27 protein-coding genes are annotated in these 20,820 nt (G+C 65.8%); 7 read left to right on the top strand and 20 right to left on the bottom strand.

Going from position 1 to position 20,820, the window contains the following annotated elements:
* The first annotated feature begins 67 nt into the window (after nt 1-67).
* Nucleotides 68-376 (top strand): hypothetical protein, encoded by a 309-nt coding sequence (locus tag SOM08_RS12115; protein WP_116960441.1) that lies wholly within the window; start codon nt 68-70, stop codon nt 374-376.
* Here SOM08_RS12115 and pgeF read toward each other — a convergent pair.
* From pgeF to SOM08_RS12040, 15 genes are all read right to left on the bottom strand, one after another.
* On the bottom strand, nt 296-1,075 hold the full coding sequence (gene pgeF / locus SOM08_RS12110; protein WP_116960440.1) for a peptidoglycan editing factor PgeF: 780 nt from the start codon (nt 1,073-1,075) through the stop codon (nt 296-298). The two genes, SOM08_RS12115 and pgeF, sit on opposite strands and share 81 nt — an antisense overlap.
* Before the next feature lie 31 nt (nt 1,076-1,106).
* On the bottom strand, nt 1,107-1,748 hold the full coding sequence (maiA, locus tag SOM08_RS12105; RefSeq protein WP_116960439.1) for a maleylacetoacetate isomerase: 642 nt from the start codon (nt 1,746-1,748) through the stop codon (nt 1,107-1,109).
* Nucleotides 1,749-1,790: 42 nt separating this feature from the next.
* A complete protein-coding gene (locus SOM08_RS12100; RefSeq protein WP_322469016.1) occupies nt 1,791-2,897 on the bottom strand; it encodes an alkene reductase in 1,107 nt (368 codons plus the stop codon).
* Nucleotides 2,898-3,029: 132 nt separating this feature from the next.
* Nucleotides 3,030-3,584 (bottom strand): GntR family transcriptional regulator, encoded by a 555-nt coding sequence (locus SOM08_RS12095; protein ID WP_322469015.1) that lies wholly within the window; start codon nt 3,582-3,584, stop codon nt 3,030-3,032.
* 39 nt (nt 3,585-3,623) lie between these two features.
* Nucleotides 3,624-4,328 (bottom strand): IS6-like element IS26 family transposase, encoded by a 705-nt coding sequence (locus tag SOM08_RS12090; protein WP_001067855.1) that lies wholly within the window; start codon nt 4,326-4,328, stop codon nt 3,624-3,626.
* Nucleotides 4,329-4,364: 36 nt separating this feature from the next.
* The gene (locus SOM08_RS12085; RefSeq protein WP_322469014.1) at nt 4,365-4,574 is read right to left on the bottom strand and encodes a type I toxin-antitoxin system ptaRNA1 family toxin; all 210 of its coding nucleotides are present in this window, start codon (nt 4,572-4,574) and stop codon (nt 4,365-4,367) included.
* Nucleotides 4,575-4,637: 63 nt separating this feature from the next.
* Nucleotides 4,638-4,913, bottom strand: coding sequence for a hypothetical protein (locus SOM08_RS12080; protein ID WP_216891664.1), 276 nt, complete (start codon nt 4,911-4,913; stop codon nt 4,638-4,640).
* 2 nt (nt 4,914-4,915) lie between these two features.
* Complete coding sequence (trbL, locus tag SOM08_RS12075) at nt 4,916-6,487, bottom strand: P-type conjugative transfer protein TrbL (protein WP_216891667.1); 1,572 nt, start codon at nt 6,485-6,487, stop codon at nt 4,916-4,918.
* Nucleotides 6,484-6,753, bottom strand: a complete 270-nt coding sequence (gene trbK, locus SOM08_RS12070) for an entry exclusion lipoprotein TrbK (RefSeq protein ID WP_022579748.1) — start codon at nt 6,751-6,753, stop codon at nt 6,484-6,486. The genes trbL and trbK overlap by 4 nt, the downstream gene beginning before the upstream one ends.
* 15 nt (nt 6,754-6,768) lie before the next feature.
* Complete coding sequence (gene trbJ, locus SOM08_RS12065) at nt 6,769-7,554, bottom strand: P-type conjugative transfer protein TrbJ (RefSeq protein WP_022579749.1); 786 nt, start codon at nt 7,552-7,554, stop codon at nt 6,769-6,771.
* Nucleotides 7,555-7,819: 265 nt separating this feature from the next.
* Nucleotides 7,820-8,191, bottom strand: coding sequence for a conjugal transfer transcriptional regulator TraJ (traJ, locus tag SOM08_RS12060; protein ID WP_075239409.1), 372 nt, complete (start codon nt 8,189-8,191; stop codon nt 7,820-7,822).
* A gap of 319 nt (nt 8,192-8,510) precedes the next feature.
* Nucleotides 8,511-8,789: a TraK family protein gene (locus tag SOM08_RS12055; RefSeq protein WP_014090305.1), complete on the bottom strand. Its 279-nt coding sequence runs from the start codon at nt 8,787-8,789 to the stop codon at nt 8,511-8,513.
* Nucleotides 8,790-9,472: 683 nt separating this feature from the next.
* Nucleotides 9,473-10,342, bottom strand: coding sequence for a replication protein C, IncQ-type (gene repC / locus SOM08_RS12050; RefSeq protein WP_366517655.1), 870 nt, complete (start codon nt 10,340-10,342; stop codon nt 9,473-9,475).
* The gene (locus tag SOM08_RS12045) at nt 10,332-11,207 is read right to left on the bottom strand and encodes a helicase RepA family protein (protein ID WP_216891670.1); all 876 of its coding nucleotides are present in this window, start codon (nt 11,205-11,207) and stop codon (nt 10,332-10,334) included. The genes repC and SOM08_RS12045 overlap by 11 nt, the downstream gene beginning before the upstream one ends.
* Nucleotides 11,208-11,210: 3 nt before the next feature.
* Nucleotides 11,211-11,444, bottom strand: coding sequence for a DNA-binding protein (locus SOM08_RS12040; RefSeq protein WP_216891672.1), 234 nt, complete (start codon nt 11,442-11,444; stop codon nt 11,211-11,213).
* A gap of 91 nt (nt 11,445-11,535) precedes the next feature.
* Here SOM08_RS12040 and SOM08_RS12035 point away from each other — a divergent pair, with 91 nt between their 5' ends.
* Nucleotides 11,536-12,516: a LuxR family transcriptional regulator gene (locus SOM08_RS12035; protein ID WP_216891673.1), complete on the top strand. Its 981-nt coding sequence runs from the start codon at nt 11,536-11,538 to the stop codon at nt 12,514-12,516.
* Nucleotides 12,517-12,595: 79 nt separating this feature from the next.
* Entirely contained in the window at nt 12,596-12,859 is a 264-nt protein-coding gene (locus SOM08_RS12030) for a helix-turn-helix transcriptional regulator (protein ID WP_022579756.1), read from the top strand.
* 84 nt (nt 12,860-12,943) lie between these two features.
* On the opposite strand, the gene SOM08_RS12025 is transcribed toward SOM08_RS12030, so the two are convergent.
* The 3 genes from SOM08_RS12025 to guaB all read right to left on the bottom strand — a co-directional run bounded on the left by SOM08_RS12025 (nt 12,944) and on the right by guaB (nt 17,694).
* Nucleotides 12,944-14,146 (bottom strand): tyrosine-type recombinase/integrase, encoded by a 1,203-nt coding sequence (locus tag SOM08_RS12025; RefSeq protein ID WP_022579757.1) that lies wholly within the window; start codon nt 14,144-14,146, stop codon nt 12,944-12,946.
* A 307-nt stretch (nt 14,147-14,453) separates the two neighbouring features.
* Nucleotides 14,454-16,070 (bottom strand): glutamine-hydrolyzing GMP synthase, encoded by a 1,617-nt coding sequence (gene guaA, locus SOM08_RS12020; RefSeq protein WP_116957377.1) that lies wholly within the window; start codon nt 16,068-16,070, stop codon nt 14,454-14,456.
* Nucleotides 16,071-16,224: 154 nt separating this feature from the next.
* Complete coding sequence (guaB, locus tag SOM08_RS12015; RefSeq protein WP_322469013.1) at nt 16,225-17,694, bottom strand: IMP dehydrogenase; 1,470 nt, start codon at nt 17,692-17,694, stop codon at nt 16,225-16,227.
* Between the two features lie 142 nt (nt 17,695-17,836).
* On the opposite strand from guaB, the gene SOM08_RS12010 reads away from it, so the two are divergent.
* Nucleotides 17,837-18,397 (top strand): DUF4124 domain-containing protein, encoded by a 561-nt coding sequence (locus SOM08_RS12010; RefSeq protein WP_322469012.1) that lies wholly within the window; start codon nt 17,837-17,839, stop codon nt 18,395-18,397.
* Nucleotides 18,398-18,402: 5 nt separating this feature from the next.
* Here the strand turns inward: SOM08_RS12010 and SOM08_RS12005 are convergent, their stop codons facing one another.
* The gene (locus SOM08_RS12005; RefSeq protein ID WP_322469011.1) at nt 18,403-18,738 is read right to left on the bottom strand and encodes an RnfH family protein; all 336 of its coding nucleotides are present in this window, start codon (nt 18,736-18,738) and stop codon (nt 18,403-18,405) included.
* Between the two features lie 3 nt (nt 18,739-18,741).
* Complete coding sequence (locus tag SOM08_RS12000) at nt 18,742-19,188, bottom strand: type II toxin-antitoxin system RatA family toxin (protein WP_116957380.1); 447 nt, start codon at nt 19,186-19,188, stop codon at nt 18,742-18,744.
* A gap of 113 nt (nt 19,189-19,301) precedes the next feature.
* Between SOM08_RS12000 and smpB the strand changes: the two genes are divergently transcribed.
* From smpB to SOM08_RS11985, 3 genes are all read left to right on the top strand, one after another.
* Nucleotides 19,302-19,784 carry an SsrA-binding protein SmpB gene (gene smpB, locus SOM08_RS11995; RefSeq protein ID WP_116957381.1) on the top strand — a complete coding sequence of 161 codons (483 nt, stop codon included), beginning with the start codon at nt 19,302-19,304 and terminating at the stop codon, nt 19,782-19,784.
* A gap of 95 nt (nt 19,785-19,879) precedes the next feature.
* Complete coding sequence (locus SOM08_RS11990; RefSeq protein ID WP_116957382.1) at nt 19,880-20,257, top strand: hypothetical protein; 378 nt, start codon at nt 19,880-19,882, stop codon at nt 20,255-20,257.
* 29 nt (nt 20,258-20,286) lie between these two features.
* A complete protein-coding gene (locus tag SOM08_RS11985; RefSeq protein ID WP_116957383.1) occupies nt 20,287-20,817 on the top strand; it encodes an RNA polymerase sigma factor in 531 nt (176 codons plus the stop codon).
* Nucleotides 20,818-20,820: the final 3 nt, after the last annotated feature.

The following is a 20,820-nucleotide window of genomic DNA, read 5'->3' as shown; positions in this document are numbered from 1 at the left end:
AGGAATGTCCCAGTATCCCTGCGCCGCCCAATGGGGGGCTTGACGCCAATCAACGAGAAAGCAAGCCGTGTACCTGGTCGTGATCGCTTGGATGTACGTCGTGCTGATGATGTCGGTGGCCGAGGCCACGAACACGACCGGCTCGGTGCTCGGGGCCATTGTGACCTTTTTTCTGTATGGGGTACTCCCCCTGGTCGTGGTCGTGTACCTGCTGCGCACGCCGCAGCGGCGCCGCGCGATCAAGGCGCGCGAAGCGGCCGAGGACGCGGCGCACGCGGCCGGTCGGGCGGCTCCCTCAGCCCAGCCAGACGCAGGCGGCGAAGCGGCCGGCGCCGCCGAGGCGGGCGGCGTCGCGCCGGTGCGAAAAGAACCTTGAGCGCTCGCTGACGGTGCACCAGCCGGCGCTGCCGTCGTTGCCATACAAGGAGCGCAACCCGGCCGCCGACAGGCGCTGGCGCGCGAGCGCGGGCAGGTCCGCCCACCACTTGCCGCGCGTGGGGTGGGCGTGGAAGTGCGCGGCGGCCGCGCGGTCGGCGCTGACGAAGGCCTCCCACACCTCCTCTCCCACCTCGAAGGCCGTGGGGCCGATGGCCGGCCCCAGCCAGGCCATCACCTCGCCCGGACCAGCCACCTCGCGCAGCCGCTGGAGCGTGGCCTCCAGCACCCCGCCGTGCAGGCCGCGCCAGCCCGCGTGCGCGGCGGCCACGGCACGGCCGCTGGCGTGGGCGAACAGCACCGGCAGGCAGTCGGCCACCATGATGGTGGCGGCCAGGCCGGGCGTGTGCACCACGGCCGCGTCGGCCTCGGCGCCATCGGGCGTGCCGGCGTCCAGCACCGCGACGCCCGTGCCATGCACCTGGCGCAGAAACACCGGGCGCGCCGGCGCGCAGAACGCGGCCAACCGCTGCCGGTTGACGGCGACGGCGGCGGGATCGTCGCGCACGTGGTCGCCCAGGTTGAAGCTGTCGAAGGGCGGCGCCGAGACGCCGCCCGCGCGCGTGGTGCACAAGGCGCGCACGCCCGCGGGCGCGGGCCAGTCCGGCGTGAAAACGGCGGCGGGGGTGTCCGGCGCCATCAGGCCGCGATGCCGCAACAGGCCTGGGCCATCAGGCCTCGGCGTCCGGACAGGCCGAGGGCTGCGCCTTCTGGAAGGCGTCCAGCGCCATGCAGGCCTCGAACGCGGCCATGGTGCGCGGCAGGCCACTGAAGTCGGCCTTGAAGCGCTGGCCGTTAAAAATCTGCGGCACCAGGCAGCAATCGGCCATGGTGGGCGTGTCGCCGTGACAGAAGCGGCCCGAGGGACCGGCGGCGAGCTGTTTCTCGAAGGCCTCGAGACCGACGCGCACCCAGTGGCGGTACCAGTCGTTCTTCGGCTCCTCCCCCACCTTGAGCTCGTTGACGAGGTACTTGAGCACGCGCAGGTTGTTGATCGGGTGGATCTCGCAGGCCACGATCTGCGAGAGCGCGCGCACGCGGGCGCGGCCCAGGGCATCGGTGGGCAGCAGCTTCGCGCCGGCCTGGGTTTCGTCCAGGTACTCCATGATGGCCATGGACTGCGTCAGGCGCGTGCCGTCGCCGAGTTCCAGGGTGGGCACCAGGCCTTCGGGCAGCTGCTCGGACCAGGCCGCCTGCTTGTGCTCGCCGCGCGCGATGTGGATCGGCACGTACTCATAGGGCAGGCCCTTGAGGTTGAGCGCGATGCGCACGCGAAACGAGGCCGAAGAGCGGAAGTAGTTGTAGAGCTTCATGGCCCCCGAGGATAACCCCCGGGGGCTTCTGCACCGGGGCGCTCAGGCGCCGGCCAGCGCCGGGTAGTCGGTGTAGCCCTTCTCGCCGCCGCCGTAGAAGGTGGCCCGGTCGGCGGGGTTGAAGGGACCGCCCTGGCGCAGGCGCTCCACCAGGTCGGGGTTGGCGATGAAGGGCTTGCCGAACGCCACCAGGTCGGCGCCATCCTTCAGCGATTGCTCGGCCAGCGCGAGGTCGTAGCCGTTGTTGACCATCCAGGCGCCCTGGCCACCGGCCGCGCGCCAGGCCTGGCGCAGCGCGGCGTAGTCGAAGGGCCGGTCTTCGATCTGGCGCGGACCGCCGGTGGCGCCCTCGATGACGTGCACGTAGGCCAGGCCCAGCGGGCCGAGCTCGCGCGCCACGTACTCGAAGAGCGGCTGCGGGTCGGCGTCGACGATGTCGTTGGCCGGCGTCACGGGCGACAGACGGATGCCGGTGCGGCCCGCGCCGATGGCGCCGACGACCGCCCGCGTGACTTCCAGCAGCAGGCGCGCGCGGTTCTCGATGGCACCGCCGTAGGCATCGTCGCGCTGGTTGGCGCCGGTCTTGAGGAACTGGTCGAGCAGGTAGCCGTTGGCGGCGTGGATCTCCACGCCGTCGAAGCCGGCCTCGATGGCGGCGAGCGCGGCGCGGCGGTAGTCGTCCACGATGCCGGGCAGTTCGTCGGTGCGCAGCGCGCGCGGCGCGGAGGTCTCCACGAAGGTCGGCACGCCGTCGACGATGAGCACGGTCTTGGTCTTGGCCGTGACGGCCGAGGGCGCCACCGGCGCGCCTTTGCCCGGCTGCAGCTCGGTGTGCGAGACGCGGCCCACATGCCAGAGCTGGGTGACGATCTTGCCGCCGGCCTGGTGCACGGCCTCGGTCACGCGCTTCCAGCCGGCGATCTGCTCGGGCGCGTACAGGCCCGGCACGTCGGCGTAGCCCTGCCCCTGGTGGCTGATGGCGGTGGCCTCGGTGATGAGCAGGCCGGCGCTGGCGCGCTGGCGGTAGTAGGTCGCCATCAACGGCGTGGGCACGGCGCCGGGCGCGCGGTTGCGCGTGAGCGGCGCCATCACGATGCGGTTCTTGAGTGCGATGTCGCCCGCGCGGGTGGGCTCGAACAGGGTGGTCATGGGCGGATTCTCCGGATGAAGGGGCGCGGCCCACAGGCCGCCGACACCCGCATTCTCCGGCCGCGCCGCAAAGGGCCTACGCCCCGTACGGCCAAGCGATTGGCGCTAACCGGCGCCGCCCCGCCAACCGCCTCAGCCCACCACCAGCTTCATCAGCGGCATCACGCGCTCGCTTTCGCTGCGCCGCTCCAGCGCCAGGCGCATGTTCATCTGCGCCACCTGGGTGTGCTCCACCGCCAGGGCCTGGGCGCGGGCGCCCTCGCCGCGCTTCAGGGCATCGAACAGCATGTGGTGCTGGCGGTGCGCATAGAGCATCCAGTCGCGGTCCATGGCCACGGTGCCCTGCATGGGCAGCATGGCCGAGGCCGGCGCGAAGGGCAGCTTGTCGTTCAGCACCACGGCGCGCTGCAGGGCGCGGTTGCCGCAGGCCTGCAGGATGAGCCCGTGGAAGCGGTCGTTCATGCGCGCGTAGGCCGCGTAGCTTTCCAGCGTGAGCGGGTCGTCGGCCAGCAGGCGGTCGCCTTCGTCCAGCACGGCCTGCAGGTCGTTCTGCAAGGCTCGCGGTATCCCGTGTTCGGCCACCAGCCGCGCGGCCATGCCCTCCAGGTGGCCGCGCACGGCGATGGCGTCGACCACCTCCTGCGCGGTGAACTGGCGCACCAGGTACTTGCCGGGGCACTGTTGCAAAGTTAGCGATGAGGCAGCCTTTTGTCTTATTCAAAGGCCTTACATTTCAAAAACTCTGCTTACCAGGCGCATTTCGCCCAGGGGATCACCATAATAAAATGCTGAGGCCTGGCCTTTGCGTAGTGCACGCATCACCTCAATACCTTTGATGGTGGCGTAAGCCGTCTTCATGGATTTAAATCCCAGCGTGGCGCCGATTATCCGTTTCAGTTTGCCATGATCGCATTCAATCACGTTGTTCCGGTACTTAATCTGTCGGTGTTCAACGTCAGACGGGCACCGGCCTTCGCGTTTGAGCAGAGCAAGCGCGCGACCATAGGCGGGCGCTTTATCCGTGTTGATGAATCGCGGGATCTGCCACTTCTTCACGTTGTTGAGGATTTTACCCAGAAACCGGTATGCAGCTTTGCTGTTACGACGGGAGGAGAGATAAAAATCGACAGTGCGGCCCCGGCTGTCGACGGCCCGGTACAGATACGCCCAGCGGCCATTGACCTTCACGTAGGTTTCATCCATGTGCCACGGGCAAAGATCGGAAGGGTTACGCCAGTACCAGCGCAGCCGTTTTTCCATTTCAGGCGCATAACGCTGAACCCAGCGGTAAATCGTGGAGTGATCGACATTCACTCCGCGTTCAGCCAGCATCTCCTGCAGCTCACGGTAACTGATGCCGTATTTGCAGTACCAGCGTACGGCCCACAGAATGATGTCACGCTGAAAATGCCGGCCTTTGAATGGGTTCATGTGCAGCTCCATCAGCAAAAGGGGATGATAAGTTTATCACCACCGACTATTTGCAACAGTGCCGTCAGCAGGCGTCGCCTGCCCCGTCTCGGCCTGGTAGAACACGACCATGAAAGCGTTTGCCACGGCCTCGGCGAGCGGCCCGAGCTGCCGCGCTGTGTCCTGGTCGAGCCAGTCGAGCGCGGCGAGCTGCACGGCTGCATGATGAACTGCCTGCGTTGCATTGGTAGGATTCAGAGTTGCCATGATTCACCTCTCTAACAGGTGGGTTTGTGGAAGTGTCGGCCGGCCCCACGCCGGCCGGCGCGCTTATCGGCTGCCGCTGCTGTAGAAGCCGGCGGCCTCGGCCAGCGGCGTACTTCTCGCGCTGCCACCGCTGTAGTTGCTGGCGTTGCCGCTCACCTTGGCAGCCGGCCTGGCGGCCTCGATGGTGGCCGAGGCAGGCCGATTCACGAAGGCGGTGACTTCCGCCTCGCGGCCGGCATCGGTCGATTGGTCGCCGACCGGCTCAAACTCCACCGCCTGCGCCTGGCGCTGCTCGGCAGCGGCAACGTCCAGGCAGTCGAAAAATCCTCTCTGCGTCATCGTCATACCTCCTTGTCGCGGTTGGCGAATGCGGCCACTTCATCGTCAGGATCAGCAGCGCCCGAATCGGCACCTGCCAAGCTGTTGCCGCCGAAGCTGGGCACATCCTCGGCCGCCTGGTCCGTCTGGCTGCTCGCCCGGATCGCGGCAGCGATCTTCCCGCCCGTGGTGTCGGCGATGCGTTCGGCGGCGGCGTCGCGGATGCTGGCCGCCTTGGCCTTCGCAACGTCGCCAATGCCTTGCGCCAGGTTCGCAGCCGTCGCAGCGAGAAGGCTTCCCGCACCTTGGCCGGCTTGGCCGCCAGCGTCGCCGCCTCCGCTGGCCTTCGAGCTGGAGCCGGCTTTGTCGCCGCCCCTCGATTCGCCGCCGCTGCTGCCCGAACTGCTGGAGCTTCCCGAGCTGTAGAAGCCGGCCGCCTGGCCGAGCGGCGTACTTGTGCCGGCACTGGAACTGCCGCCACCGACGCCCGCTGCCTGCGCGAACGATCCAGCATCGGAATCACCACCAGCACCGCCACCAAACATGGGCATTCCGCCCGATTCGCCACCGGCGCTAGTCCCTGCTTTCTCGAACGCTGCCTTAATCGCCGACATGCCGCCGGCGGCCGAGGCTGCACCGCCCATCACGGCCGCTCCAGCCACGCTTGCGGCTCCGGCGGCCATGCTCGCCGCGCCCATCGCCGCACCGATGGCGGCACCTGCACCGAAGTTGCCGATGCCACCAGCGCCACCGATACCCGAGCCGGTGATGATGCCAGCGACAAGCGGGGGCACACGATTGACCAGCATGAGCAACGCCACGCAGAAAACGAGCATCACGCCCAGCTCTTCAAAGTTCAGGGTGCCGGTGTTCATCCTGGCGTAGAAGCTGGAAAGCAGGTCGTTCCCGATGCCGACCAGGAGCACCATCGTCATGATCTGCACGGCCACGCCCAGCACGGTCTTGTAGTAGTTGATCGCCATGTCTGACGTCCAACGCGAGCCGCCGAAGCCAAGGAAGAAGATACCGGCGTACATCAGCAGCCAGCCTGACACGAGAAGCAGCAACATATTCACGGCGACAACGGCCAGCAGGATCAGGATGCCGACGCTCAAGGCCACACCGATGAAGCTATCCACGGGCGACCAGATCGACGAGTTCCTGAATGCCTGCTTCAAGATCATGAAGCCAATATCCACGATGCCCGAGGGTGTCACCGACGCCACCCCAGACGCCTGCTCACCAAGCCGGGCCAGTGACTGGATGATCGAGTTGGCGAAGGTCGGGCCATAGCGCAACAGCCAGAGGAAGAAGCCGAAGAACAGGATGAACCTGATGAACTCGGCGAAGAACTCGCCAATGTCGGCCTTGCGCAGCGCCATGAAGCCGAACGTGAAAACCAGCGAGATCGTGCCCAGCGTCCAGAACAGGAACATCGCGGCATTCATCACCACCGTCTGCCAGGACGTGGCCCGCGTGGCGAACTCCGTCACCACCTGGTCAAGCATCCCTTGGTTGGTGAGCTGGGCCGACGCGGCGGTGGAGTAAAGCGCGAGGGCGACGCCGATCAGCGCCGCCTTGTGCAGTGCTTTCATGGCTTCGCCTCCTTCTGGTCTTTCGGGTCGGCCAGTTCGAGCCAGTTCATGGGCTTCTCGGTCGGCGCGATGCCGCCGGCGGCCGGCGACCGGCGCGAGCACAGCCCGGCGAATTTCTCGCGCGTGGCCCTATCCTCGATCTTCGTGATCGCCTCAATCTGGCAATTGGTGTCATTGACCTCGGGCATGGGCGGGATGGCTGGCTTGTTGTCGCAACCAGCCACCAGCACCACCACGAGGCCGGCAAGCAGCATCGTATTCTTCATGGTGCAGGGCCTCCGTCAGCGGGTCAGTTCGAGCCAGTTTCTTGGGTTGGCCGTGCGCTCGATCCTGGATTCCCTGGAAGTCGCGCCGGCGGCCTGCTGTTGCGCCTCTACGTCGGCCTGCGCCTGCATCCTGGCGGTCGCGGCGTTCTGCTGTGCGATCAGCAGGCCACGGATTTGCAGGAGCTGGTTTGCCTGGTTGGCGGCGAGCTGGTTGGCGTAGCCGATGGCCTGCATCTGCCCGGTCGCGCCCTGCGCGGCGGACTGGAGCCGTTCGAGCTGGCGAGCATCGGCGGAAAGGTTGCGCTGCTGTTGCTCCAGGCCCTTGAAAAGCGCGTCGTTCGCCTTCTTCTGACTCTCGCTCGCCAGGCTGCGGTTTTGCTCCATCGCGGCGCGCTCGGCATCCGAGCACCCGGCGGCCGAGAAGCACGGCGAACCACGGTAGTAGGCCACATCCTGGAACTTGCCCAGGTACGCATCGACGCTGCCGAGCTGATTCCGGTAGTAGTTCAGCGTGTCGGTGGCGGCCATCAATCCGTTGATGGTGGACTGCGCCTGATCCCAGATATACGCGGCCGGGGCCATTGTGTTTTGCAGCATGTTTTCGTACTGCTGCAACTGGGTCTGGTACTGCTCGATCTGCTTGAGCGTCTGCGCCACCGACTCGATGGCCGTCATGACGTTTTGCACCAGGTTGCCGCCGTCGATGACGGGGATGCCTGCCTGCGCCGGGGTGATGATGATGCTGCCGGCCAGAGCGGCGGCGAGCGCGGTTTTAGCCGCTAAAAAACGGACGTGCTTCATGGTCGCAATCTCCATTCGATGAAAGAAAGGCAATGCCTTGACCAAGCTCGCGCTTGCCCACGGCAAGGTTTCATCGAAGAGCTACGCCACTAGCTAATCGGTATCGCCCTTGGCACTGAGGCCCGGGCTTCGGTGATTCTGTTCTCGGCCCTTACGGGGTGTCCCTGGCCTTATGCGTTCTCCCAAGAGTTGATAACGTCCGGGCCGGCGGCCTGGAAGGGGCTTGTGTCGCGTGCAGCACACGGTAATTTAGCTGCTAAAACTCTCAAGGTTCGGCCCTCGGCTGCACCACCGACTTCATGAGCCGGCTCATTTCGTCCTGGGTGGCCTCGATTCGACCCAGCAGGGCAAGGATCGTGGCATCGCCGAACCGGGCTGTGCGCGGATCGTCGGTCAGCCATAGCTTGAGCAATCCGCCCAGCCGGCCAAGGTCGCCATTCACTCGCACCAACTCGCGCACATAGTGGTAGTCCATGACACCCCTGACCTGGTAGCCCTGGCCTACGTCGCGCAGGTAGCGCGCCACGCTGATTCCCGCCATCTTGGCGTTCGCCTCAATCAGTTCGCGTTCTTCTGGAAGGCAGTACACCTTGATCGGTGGGCTGCCCTTCCTGGTGATTCGATTCTCGTCGCCCATTTGTCCTCCAACCGGCGGTAGCCGGCAGCCTCGCAGAGCAGGATGCACGTTGAGCGCCCCGCGCGAATAAGGGACAGTGAAGAAGGACAACCGGCTTGCCGGTGGGCCTACTTCACACATCCTGCCCGCCTTACGGCGTTGTTTTTGCCTCGTATGACTCATCGAATTTCGCGCTGTAACCGCACCATTGCTTCGCAACAGCGCGCCAGCAGCGGGAAAACCAACGGAAATTGCCAATGTCCATGTGCTTGCAGCGATCCAAGAGGCCGGTAACAGCGTTTCAGCCATGCGCTGGCAGCGATTGAGCATGAGACTTTGCTTACTCCGTGCCCTGACCCGTGGAGCCAGGCGGCGCATTGGTGATGTGCTGGCGAACGTATTTCAGGAACGTCTCATAGCGGAAAGGGATTCGCCCGATCTCGCGCATGTGCTCCCAGATGATCTTGAGCGCGTAGCCGGCCTCCATCGCTTCCTTCACGTCCGCGCGCGCCGCCATGAAAGCGGCCAGGTAGTCCCTGCGCTTTATCTGCGAGGTCTGCTGCTGAAGAGCGAGCCGTGCGGCCAGCTCGTCGGGATAGCTGCTTTCTGTCGTCGCCATGTCCGTAAACCTCCGTTATCAACTGAACTACTCCGAAGGTTACGGAGTGCCGGCCTACACAACATTCCAATAATTGGCCGAAATGGTTGACATGGAGCCGACGACACAGGCACGCCCATCGAAACAGGGATGGCAGCCCATTCAGCACGGAAGGTTGAACGCCAAGAGGGAGGCCGGGAGAATCCCCCGCCGCTCGGCCCCTCAAGTGTCAAAGAGTGGATCTCATCGTCAGAAGCGGCGATGCGAGATCCAGCGCCGGCGGCCGCCATCGTCGGAACTGGCGATAGTCGACCGTGGCCTGGACGTGGCCAGCCTCGCCGAAAATGACGATGCTGCAGCTCGACGTGCGCGCAAAAGAATGGCCGGCCTCATTGCGTGGCCGGGAATCGAATTGAACTGTTGTATGTTGTAGCGCGCTACAACATACAACGTACAACACCTGCCTATTGACACTTGAGGGGCGCAGCGTTTTAGCCGCTAAAAAGAACCGGCCGGAGCTGAACACCCTTCTGGCGTACAACTCGGCCGAAGGCCGACCATCGGCAAGGGCTTGGCGTCGCCCTAAAGGGCGGCGGCAAGTGCCGCGCCTCGTGGATGATCTTGGAAGATCATGGATGGAATTTGCGAACTAGCCGCAAGCCCGCGCCGTTGCTGTGTTTTCCGGCTTGAGGCGGGGAGCGTTGCTACGGGTGAAGGGGAACATTGCTACGGAGCTTGGGGAACGTTACTACGGGCTTCGGCCTGCCAATTTCCCACTTCCCTGCCGCATACTCGCTGACCTTCCAGCCCACGGTGGCAAGCTCGGCCAGAGCCTTGCGGGCCTTCTGGCGGCGCTTCTTCATGGCCTCGGCGTTCGCCTCGTCCGGCCAGACGTAACCGGAAAGGGTATCCAGCTCCACGCGCCCGGCTTTGCCCGGATCGATCCAGCCGCATAACCGTTGGTGAATCAGGCGGGCCGGGTCGGTCTGTAGCGCCCGCACCTCGGCCATCTCGATGCGGGTATACGGGCGCCTACCAAGAATCGCCTCTGCAATCTGGGGATTCAACGCGACGAATAGCCGTCCGTCCTCCTCGTCGAAGGCGTAGCTCATCAGGTGAAAAGACCTTTGCCTGTTCCCCTTGGTGACTACCACCGTCACGTTTGCCATGCGCAGCAAGCTCGCCTTGATCGCCCTGATATTGTCGCCGCCATCGGTCAAGCCGATTTCGCCTAGCAGGCTGGTCATACTCTCTCTCACGACCAGCGCATCCTGCCCTACCGCGTCGAACTTCGGCTCAAGGAATAGACGGAGTTGCTTCGGCAAATCCGCTGTTGGCTCTGGCGTCAGGATGATGCCCTTCGGCCCTCCAAGAGCCACAAGACCTTGCAGTAGCCGCATGTCATCAGCACCAAGAGGCTCGAAGCCGACGAACCGCGCTTGTTCATTTTCGGCGTAGTGATACGTCACATCGAGCTTGAGCTTCTTCCGTTCGCCGCGCTTGAGACTGCGGAACAAGCCGGGGACCAAGCAGTGCATTGGATCGTGCCTGGCATGGGTGAGGTCAAAAGCCATCGCCTCGCCTCCGACCATCACGTCTTTCCTCATTCCTGCACGCCTCATACAGCTCCACCGGTACCAGCACGCCGCCGGCGTGCCGCATGTACCAGCGATCAAGCGGCGTGGCGTCGTAGTTCTGCTTGCTGACGCCGAAACGCACGAAGTAGCCGCGCCGCTCATCGCCGATGGGCTGCCGATCATGGGCGCGGTCGCTGAGGCGCTTCGCCTCGTCCTCAGTCATGCGGGCGACGTAACCGCACCACCTGGCATTGTCGATCAGCGCGGACGCGCCACGCGCGGCCTGCTGCTGGTCGGTCTGCCCTTCGCGGGCGCTTCCCTTGCTGACGTGGTGCAGGTAGAGCACGGATGCGCCCGTGGTAGCCGCGACCTGCTCCAGCACGGCCACGAGGTGGGCCATGTTGCCGTTGCTGTTCTCATCGAGGGCGTGGATGCGGCTCAGGGTGTCCAGCACGATCAGCCTCGCCCCGGCGCTGTACTCGATGACGCGGCGCAAGTGAGCCTCGTCCATGACGTTCAGGCGCTTGCCCATGATCGGCTCAAGTGCAAGGTTCTCTGCGATGGCTTGGCGTGCTGCGTGTCCGAGGTGCTGGCCGATGGCGTGAATGCGCCGCACAAGCGCGGGCGGCGGGTCTTCCCCAGCCAGATAAACCACGCGCCCGGTGTGTGCGGGGGCCAGGCCCACGAGGTCGCCGCCGGCAACGCTGCATGCGATGCTCATGGCCGCTTCCAGTGCCCAGAAGCTCTTGCCCGTGGCCCCTGGGGCGACGAGCGCGCCGACGGTTCCCGCGAGGAAGCCCGGCCATATGAAGTCCAGCACCGGCGGTTCGCACTCGAACGCCGCCAGGACGTCAATCGCCACGGCTCAGTTCCCCGTTCCGTACAGGGACTCGTCGCTCAACACCTCGGCGATCTGCGAGGTTCGGAAGTAGACCCGTCGGCCGATCTTCAACCGAGCCTTGTTGATCCGCTGCGTCCACTCGTTCGTCGCGCGAAGGCTGATCCGCAATCCATCAGGCGATCGATCCAGGACAGAGGCGAGCTGCGCCATGCTCAGCAGCGGGCCAAAGCGTTGCAGCAGCGTGTCTTCTATCGTCATTGCGTAAACCTCCGTTATCAACTGAATTGCAACGAAGATTAGGCGCTATTGGGGGTTGTCTACATCTTATTAGTTGTCCAAAATGGTTGACATGAAAAACGATCCAACCATTGTCATCTGGGAAGGCTGCGATCCCACTGTCTCGGAAGCCATCGAGCAGTTTGAGGATCGCTGGCGGCCGTATTCCGCCTCCTCGCGGCGCTACCCCATCGTTGGGCTGTTACAGGAACTCATTGACCCCGCCGTGGCTGCGTACACGGCGACGCTGCCACAACGCTACTTGGGCCATATCCCCGGAGCAGGGACAGGGGTGGGCCTCAGCGGGATCATTCGACTGGTTGGACTTGATGCGATGGTTCGCATGCAGAGGCAGTTGCTGCGCCAGTTCATCAAAACGGAGGATAGGCAGACGCCAAGAGATCGGCGGTTTGTTGCGACACTGGAATCGTTGATTGGGCTTGTATGGGACTGCGCCTGCAAACGGCCGGTGAAGTCGAAGGTGCGCGACACCCGACTGAATGGCGAACGCCTCCAGGGGTTCTGCCGGTTCTGCGGATCACTCGCCGAGCTGACCTCATTCGCCGGTGGGAGCGATGATCCGAAGGCGGACGATCCAGAGGAAAAGCTTCGACTAAGCAGCCTGTATTGCCTGGATCACCGGCCTAAATTGCCGAGCGGCGCATGGAACCCTGTCTACAGACAAGCAAGGCGATCCCTCGCGCAATTCGACCTCGAACTGGCGAGACTCAACCAGCAATGCGCGAAGCCGGCCACTGCCCAAGTGAAATCGGGCGATCAACTGGTTGACAGCTACTTCTTCCACTATGTCGCGGGCCAGACCTTACAGCCGGCGGACAAGGCAGAGCTGCGCAATCAAGCACGGCTGATGGTGGACTCGAAGCTATCGGATCGCAAAAAGCAGATGCTGATGCTCCAGTGGTCTGGACTCAATCAGTCGGAGATTGCGCGAAAGCTCGGCATCGAGCGCCAAGCGGTATCGAAGGCGCTGGCGGCGATCCCCGCAATGTTCCGCTTGAGTACAAAGCCGCGCTCACGGCGTCAACCTAATTGACCAACTAATAGGACGAAACAATCCGCATTGCCAGGCACCATCAGGCACATGTTCGCAAGTGACTGAAAGAGGCCAGGGGATGCAGGCAACGACAAGCAAGACGCTCATCAATCGGAAGAAGCTACTGGCGATGATCCCGCTGTCTGAGCGCACGATCTTCAACATGGAGCAGCGCGGGGAGTTTCCGCGCCGGATCGCACTCACCAGCCGAAACGTCGCCTGGGACTTGGCCGAGGTCGAGGAATGGATAGAGGCGCGGAAGTCGTCGGGCACTCAGGCCATGCGCCCTGGCTTCACTCCGTCTGCCGTGGCCGGCGGCTCTGCTGCCCCTTTTAGCGGCTAAAACGCTGCGCCCCTCAAGTGTCAATGAAACCCGAGGCCATGCCTCGATGCTCAGGCGGCGCTGCCTAACCTGCCTTCGTCTGGTTTACACCTTCGGCCGTCTCAGCGTCCATTCGTCGATCATGTCCGCCCAGTCCTGCAACATCGCCGTGCGCTGCTCGCGGTACTCGGCCTTGTTGTAGACGGCCCTGACGCCTCTCTGCTCGTGTGCCAGGCACTTCTCGATCCAGTCCGTGTTGTAGCCGGCTTCATGCAACAACGTGCTGGCCGTGCGCCGCAAGTCATGTGGCCCGAACTTGGCGAGCGACCGCCCCTCCTTCTGCGCCAGCCGATACGTCAGCGTCAGCACCTGGTTGAGCGTGGCGCTGCTCATGGGTAAATCCGAGTCATACCGCGACGGAAGCACGTAGTCCGATCCCCCTGCGAAGGTTTTCAGGGCAATGAAGATGTCCAGCGCCTGCCGGGACAGGAACACCAGGTGCGGATTGCGCCGCTTCATCCGCTCCTTCGGGATCGTCCAAAGCGCGTCGCTGAAATTGATCTCGCTCCATGTCGCGTTAGTCAGCTCGCTCTTGCGCACCATCGTCAACAGCAGCAGCTTGGCCGCCGCCCGAATGGATGGCGCTGTGCCGATGCGCTCCATGTACTGGTACATCAGGCCGATCTCGTCGGGCGTCAGCGCACGGTCGCGCGGCTCGAACTTGGCAATGGTCGTCGGGCGCACCAGCTCGGCCGGGTTCTCGACCTTCTGGCCGCGCTCGATGGCCCAGCGAAAGACCTGGAGCACCACCTCGCGGACATGCACGGCTGTCGCCGGCGCGCCGCGCTCGACGATGGCATCGGTCAGCGCGCGCAAGTCTTCGTGGGTGATCTCCACCAGCTTCTGATTGCCGAACTTCGGCTTCAGCTCGCGCTCGTAGACCGAGCGGCGCATGTCGCGGGTGGAGTCGGCCATCTGGTAGCCGCGCAGCCACTTTTCCGCCCAGGCCCCGAACGTCTCCGCGTCCTTGACGCGGGCCTTGTCCCGCGCCTTTTCCTTGGCCGGTGACTTCCCGGCCGCGACCATCTTCTTGGCCTCGCCCAACCGCTCGCGGGCTTCCGCCAAGGTGATGCCGCCGACACCGTAGCGGCCGAAGGTGATGGTCTCCTGCCTACCGTGGATCGAGTAGTTGTAGCGGAACGAGATCGCTCCGGCGGCCGTGACGGCTACATAGAGGCCGTCACGGTCATTCACCTTGTAGAGCTTGTCCTTCGGCTTGAGGTTGCGCAGCTTGGTATCGGTCAACATGGTTCTCGCCCTGATTCAGCTCAAATACCATGATCAGAAAACCGGCCCATCCTGGCGTAAAACAACAATTAAATCATCGTCTTACACAAATTCGATACCATGAACATCCGCAAGGTGGTTGCATGGTATTGGCGACTTCTCATGGCATAGAAGCATTCAATGCCATCCATCATGCCATGAAAAAACGGTGCTTGGCGATGCCAAATGTTGCCAGGCGGTGCTGAACGAAATCACAAAAAAGCCCGCAGTGACGCGGGCTTAGGTGTGTTTTAGTGCTACTAGATGCCAGCCAGTGCCAGACGCCGGATCACTCCCACTCGATCGTCGCCGGCGGCTTGGAGCTCACGTCGTAGGTCACGCGGTTGATGCCGCGCACCTCGTTGATGATGCGGCCCGACACGCGCTTGAGCAGGCTGTAGGGCAGCTCGGCCCAGTCGGCGGTCATGAAGTCGCTGGTCTGCACCGCGCGCAGGGCCACCACATAGTCGTAGGTGCGGCCGTCGCCCATGACACCCACGCTCTTGACCGGCAGGAACACCGTGAAGGCCTGGCTGGTCAGGTCGTACCAGCTCTTGCCGGAATGCGGCTCGATCGTGGAGCGCAGCTCCTCGATGAAGATGGCGTCGGCGCGTCGCAGCAGGTCGGCGTAGTCCTTCTTCACCTCACCAAGGATGCGCACGCCCAGGCCCGGCCCCGGGAAGGGGTGGCGGTAGACCATGTCGTGCGGCAGGCCCAGGGCCACGCCGAGTTCGCGCACCTCGTCCTTGAACAAATCGCGCAGCGGCTCGAGCAGTTTGAGGCCCAGCTGTTCGGGCAGGCCGCCCACGTTGTGGTGGCTCTTGATGGTGACGGCCTTCTTGCTCTTGGCGCCACCAGACTCGATCACATCCGGGTAAATGGTGCCTTGTGCCAACCACTTGGCGCCTTTTGTTGAAGCACCACTTGAGGTGAGCTTGGCGGCCTCGGCCTTGAAGACGTCAACGAACAGGCGGCCGATGATCTTGCGCTTTTGCTCGGGGTCGCTCACGCCGGCCAGTTCGCCGAGGAAAAGCTCGCTGGCGTCCACGCGCACCACCTTGGCGTGCAGCTTGCCGGCGAACATCTCCATCACCATGTCGCCCTCGTTCAGGCGCAGCAGGCCGTGGTCGACGAAGACGCAGGTGAGCTGGTCGCCGATGGCGCGGTGGATGAGCGCGGCCGCCACGGAGGAATCCACCCCGCCGGACAGGCCCAGGATCACCTCCTCGTCGCCCACCTGCTCGCGGATCTTCTCCACCGCCTCGGCGATGTGGTCGCGCATCACCCAGTCGGGGCTGGTGCCGCAGATCTCCAGCACGAAGCGCTCGAGCAGGGCGCGGCCCTGCACGGTGTGCGTGACCTCGGGGTGGAACTGCACGCCATAGAAGCGGCGCGCCTCGTCGGCCATGCCGGCGATGGGGCAGCTGGGCGTGCTGGCCATGAGCTTGAAGCCGGGCGGCAGCTCGGTCACCTTGTCGCCGTGGCTCATCCACACCTTGAGCATGCCGTGGCCTTCGGGCGTGGTGAAGTCGGCGATGTCCTTCAGCAGCGCGGTGTGGCCGCGCGCGCGCACCTCGGCGTAGCCGAACTCGCGGGTGTGGGAGCCCTCGACCTTGCCGCCCAGCTGCTGCGCCATGGTCTGCATGCCGTAGCAGATGCCCAGCACCGGGACACCCAGTTCGTAGACGGCCTCGGGCGCCTTGTCGTCCACCTCGTACACGCTGGCGTGGCTGCCCGAGAGCACCACGCCCTTCAGGCGCCCGTCGGCGGCGAACCCGCGCACCCAGTCGCTGCTGACGTCGCAGGGGTGCACCTCGCAGTAGACGTGCGCCTCGCGGATGCGGCGCGCAATGAGCTGGGTGACCTGGGAGCCGAAGTCGAGGATGAGGATCTTGTCGTGCTGCATGGTGGTCGGTGAACGTCAAAAAAAGAGACGGGCCGTCTCGAAAGACGACCCGTTGAGCAGGAGGCTCCCCCTTCCAGGGCACCGCGGAACTGGCCTTGCCAGGCCGCAGGTGCCGCCCCCTTGGGGGTGACGCCGCAGGCGGCGGCGCGGGGGATCAATCGGCTCGGTAGTTGGGCGCTTCCTTGGTGATCTGCACGTCGTGCACGTGGCTTTCGCGCATGCCGGCGGCCGTGATCTGCACGAACTCGGCGCGCTCCTTCATCTCCTGGATGGTGGCGCAGCCGCAGTAGCCCATGCTGGCGCGCACGCCGCCCGAGAGCTGGAACAGGATGGACACCACCGAGCCCTTGTAGGGAACGCGGCCTTCGATGCCCTCGGGCACCAGCTTGTCGGCGTTGGGGTTGCCGGTGCTGCTTTCCTGGAAGTAGCGGTCGGCACTGCCCTGCTGCATGGCGCCGATCGAGCCCATGCCGCGGTAGCTCTTGTAGCTGCGGCCCTGGTAGAGGATGACCTCGCCCGGCGCCTCTTCGGTGCCGGCGAACATGCCGCCCATCATCACGGTGCTGGCGCCGGCCGCGATGGCCTTGGCGATGTCGCCGCTGTAGCGGATGCCGCCGTCGGCGATGAGCGGGATGCCGCTGCCGCGCAGTGCGGTGGCGACGCTGTCCACGGCCATGATCTGCGGCACACCCACGCCGGCCACGATGCGGGTGGTGCAGATGGAGCCCGGGCCGATGCCGACCTTGACCGCGTCGGCGCCGGCCTCGGCCAGCGCCAGCGCGGCCGCGCCGGTGGCGATGTTGCCGCCCACCACGTCCACCTGCGGGTAGTTCTGTTTGACCCAGCGCACGCGCTCGATCACGCCGCGGCTGTGGCCGTGCGCGGTGTCCACCACGATGGCGTCGACACCGGCCCTGACCAGGGCCTCGACACGCTCCTCGGTGCCCTCGCCCACGCCCACCGCCGCGCCCACGCGCAGGCGGCCGGCCGCGTCGCGCGCGGCGTTGGGGAAGTTGAGCTGCTTGGTGATGTCCTTGACCGTGATCAGGCCCTTGAGCTCGAAGGCCTCGTTGACGACCAGCAGGCGCTCGAGCTTGTGCTTGTTGAGCAGGGCCTTGGCCTCTTCCGGCGTGGTGCCCTCGGGCACGGTGATCAGGCGCTCGCGCGGGGTCATGATCTCGCGCACCGGCAGCTCGTAGCGGGTCTCGAAGCGCAGGTCGCGCCCGGTGACGATGCCCACCACCTTGCCCGCGTCCACCACGGGGAAGCCGGAGACGCCCAGTTCGTCGGAGAGCTTCATCACCTGGCGCACCGTGGTGTCGGGCGCAATCACCACCGGATCGCGCAGCACGCCGCTTTCGTAGCGCTTGACCTTGGCGACCTGGGCGGCCTGCTCGGTGGCCGTGAGGTTCTTGTGGATGATGCCCATGCCGCCTTCCTGGGCGATGGCGATCGCCAGGCGGGCCTCGGTGACGGTGTCCATGGCGGCGGACACGAGCGGCAGGTTGAGCTGGATGTTGCGGGAGAAACGGGTGGCCAGCGAGGTGTCCTTGGGCAGGACCTGGGAGTACGCGGGCACCAGCAAAACGTCGTCGAAGGTGAGCGCGTTGCCGAGGAGGCGCATGAGGGAGACTCCAAAAAGCGGATTGTAAACGTGGCCCCCTGGTCGTCCGTCCGGCGCCGGGCCGGTGCCGTCCGTTGCCTGAGGGCATCGCTTCGGCGGCCGCGGGGGGCCGGGCGCGGCACCCCGGACATACACTGGCCGAATGCCGAACACGCCCTTCGCTCCCCTCGCCCTGCGCTCGCTGGCCGCCCTGGCACTCACCGCCGCGATGGCGGCGCCGGCCCTGGCCCAGTGGCAATGGATCGACAACGCCGGCCGCAAGGTCTACAGCGACACCGCGCCGCCGGCCGGCACGCCCGACAAGAACATCCTCAAGCGCCCCGCCGCCGCCGCCGGGCCCATGTCCGCGTCACCGGCCCACCCGCCGGCGCCCGCTGCCGTTTCGTCGTCCTCCCCGGGCGATGCCGCCGCGCCGCCCACGCCCCAGGCCCCGGGCGTCGACAAGGAACTCGAGGCGCGCAAGAAGGAGGCGGAGGCCGCCGAGGCCGCGAAGAAAAAGCAGGAGGCCGAGAAACTGGCGCGCGCCCGGGCCGAGAACTGCCAGCGCGCCAAGACCGCCAAGACCACGCTCGATTCGGGCCAGCGCCTGGCCACCACCAACGCCAAGGGCGAGCGCGAGATCATGGACGACGCGCGCCGGGCCAGCGAGGCCCAGCGCCTGCAGCAGATCATCGCCAGCGACTGCGGGCCGCTGCCGCAGTAGCGGTCTCAGTACCCGGCCTTGCTGTTCGGCCGGCGTTTCGAGAACAGACCGGTACCGCGCGCGCCCTGCCCCGCGAAGCGCTCGCGCCGCGCCACCTTGGGGTCCACGCGCAAGGCGCGCAGCAGCTCCAGGCGGTCGCCCTCGCGCAAGGCCTGGTCGGGCTCGCAGCGGCGGCCCCAGACGGCCAGACTCAAGCCATCTCCCAGCGAGGCCGTTTCGGGGAACCGCAGGGGCCAGCCCGCCACGCGCAAGGCGTCCCGGGCGCTGGCGCCGTCGGGCAGGTCCACCTCGGCCTGGTGCACCGTGCGCGGCGCGCTGGCGTACAGCAAGGTCACGCGCATGGCTCAGGCGGTGCCGTAGACCTGGTCGGCGCGCTTGACGAAGGCGTCCACCAGGTTGCCCGCGATGCGGTCGAACACCGGCCCCACCACCGCGGCCAGGGCGGCGCTGGAGAAGCCGTAGCGCAGGGTGAACTCGACCTTGCAGGCGCGCTGCGAGCCGTCGCCCAGGGGCAGGAACTTCCAGACCCCGTCGAGCTGGGAGAAGGGGCCATCGACCAGCGCCATGTGGACCTCGCGGTCCGGCACATGGGTGTTGCGGGTGGTGAAGCCTTGCTGCAGGCCGCCAATGGACATGCCCACGCGGGCCACCATGCCCTCGGGCGTGCGCTCGATCACGTCGGCGCGGTCGCACCAGGGCAGGAACTGGGGGTAGTGCTGCACATCGGTGACCAGCGCGAACATCTCATGGGCGCTGTGCCACAGCAGCACGGACTTGTGAATGGTTTTCATACAATCGCCGGTCCCGCGCGGGCACCGCGCCCGCGGGCGCCGCGACAGGGCCTCGGCGATTCTAGTGTCGCCCCCGCCCTTGCCGCCCGGGCTTTCGCCCCCACCTCCCACCCATGTCCACCACCAGCCAACACCAGCCCAGCGACAGCCGCATCGCCGACAACAAGAAGGCGCTGTTCAACTACGCCATCGAGGAACGCTTCGAGGCGGGCATGGTGCTGCAGGGCTGGGAAGTGAAAGCCCTGCGCGAAGGCAAGGTGCAGCTCACCGACGGCTACGTGGTCATCCGCGACGGCGAGCTCTTCCTGATCGGCTGCCAGATCAACCCCCTGCGCACCGCCAGCACGCACGTGAGCGCCGAGTCCGCGCGCACCAAGAAGCTGCTGCTGCACAAGGCGCAGATCCACCGCCTGATCGGCAAGGTCGAACAAAAGGGCTTCGCCCTGGTGCCGCTGAACCTGCACTGGAAAGGCGGCCGCGTGAAGTGCGAGATCGCCCTGGGCAAGGGCAAGGGCGAGCACGACAAGCGCAACACCATCAAGGACCGCGAGGGCAAACGTGAGGTGGAGCGGGCGATGAAAGAGCAAAAGCGCTGATTTTTTCGGCGCGCGGGAATAAACCGCCCCCGCCCGGCGTTGACTCCAGTGCAGGACGCCCCGTCCTGCGCCACCATCCACCCGGAGAACACGCCATGAAATCGCTGATGTCCCTTGCCCTGGCCACCGCCCTGCTCGGCGGCTGCGCCTCGATGCTTGCCCCCGCCGCACCGGCCAAGATGGCCGACGGCGTGCTCGTCGGCCCCAACCAGATGACGCTCTACACCTTCGACCGCGACGCGGCGGGCAGCGGCAAATCGGTCTGCAACGGGCCCTGCGCCACCAACTGGCCGCCTTTCATGGCCGGCGCCAGCGACAAGGCCGCGGGCGACTACAGCATCGTCACCCGCGACGACGGCGCCAAGCAATGGGCCTTCAAGGGCAAGCCCCTGTACTACTGGGTGCGCGACACCAAGCCGGGCGACAAGACCGGCGACGGTTTCAACAACGTCTGGCGCGCCGCCAAGCCCTGAGGCCGCCCGAGCACGGGTCGCCGTCGCCCATGAACCCGCCCGAGCTGATCGCACAGATTCCCGCGCTGCGCCGCTACGCGCGGGCCCTCACCGGCGACGCCTGGGCCGCCGACGACCTGGTGCAGGACACGCTGGAGCGCGCCTGCGGCAAGTGGCGGCTGTGGGCCGTGGGCACCGACCTGCGGGCCTGGCTGTTCACGCTCATGCACAACCTGCACGTGAGCGGCGTGCGACAGCAGCTGAGGCGCTCGGCCGCCTTCACGCCGGTTGACGTGGACGCGGCGGCAGACGAGCTGGCCGCCCCCGACGCCGCGCAAGACCTGGCGCTGGACCTGCAGCGCTGCCTGCTGCAACTGCCCGAGGAGCAGCGCGCCGTGCTGCTGCTGGTGAGCCTGGAGGACATGAGCTACGAGCAGGTGGCCCGCATCACCGACACCCCCATCGGCACGGTCATGTCGCGCCTGTCGCGCGCCCGCGCGCGCCTGCAGGCCTTGCTGGACGCGCCGGCCCGGGGCGTGGCCAGCGCCCCGCCTTCCCCGCACCTGAAGCGGCTGAAATGACGC

It is taken from the genome of Hydrogenophaga sp. SNF1 (assembly GCF_034421675.1).
Classification (GTDB): Bacteria; Pseudomonadota; Gammaproteobacteria; order Burkholderiales; family Burkholderiaceae_C; genus Hydrogenophaga; species Hydrogenophaga borbori.
This window is presented reverse-complemented; position numbering and strand designations above follow the sequence as displayed.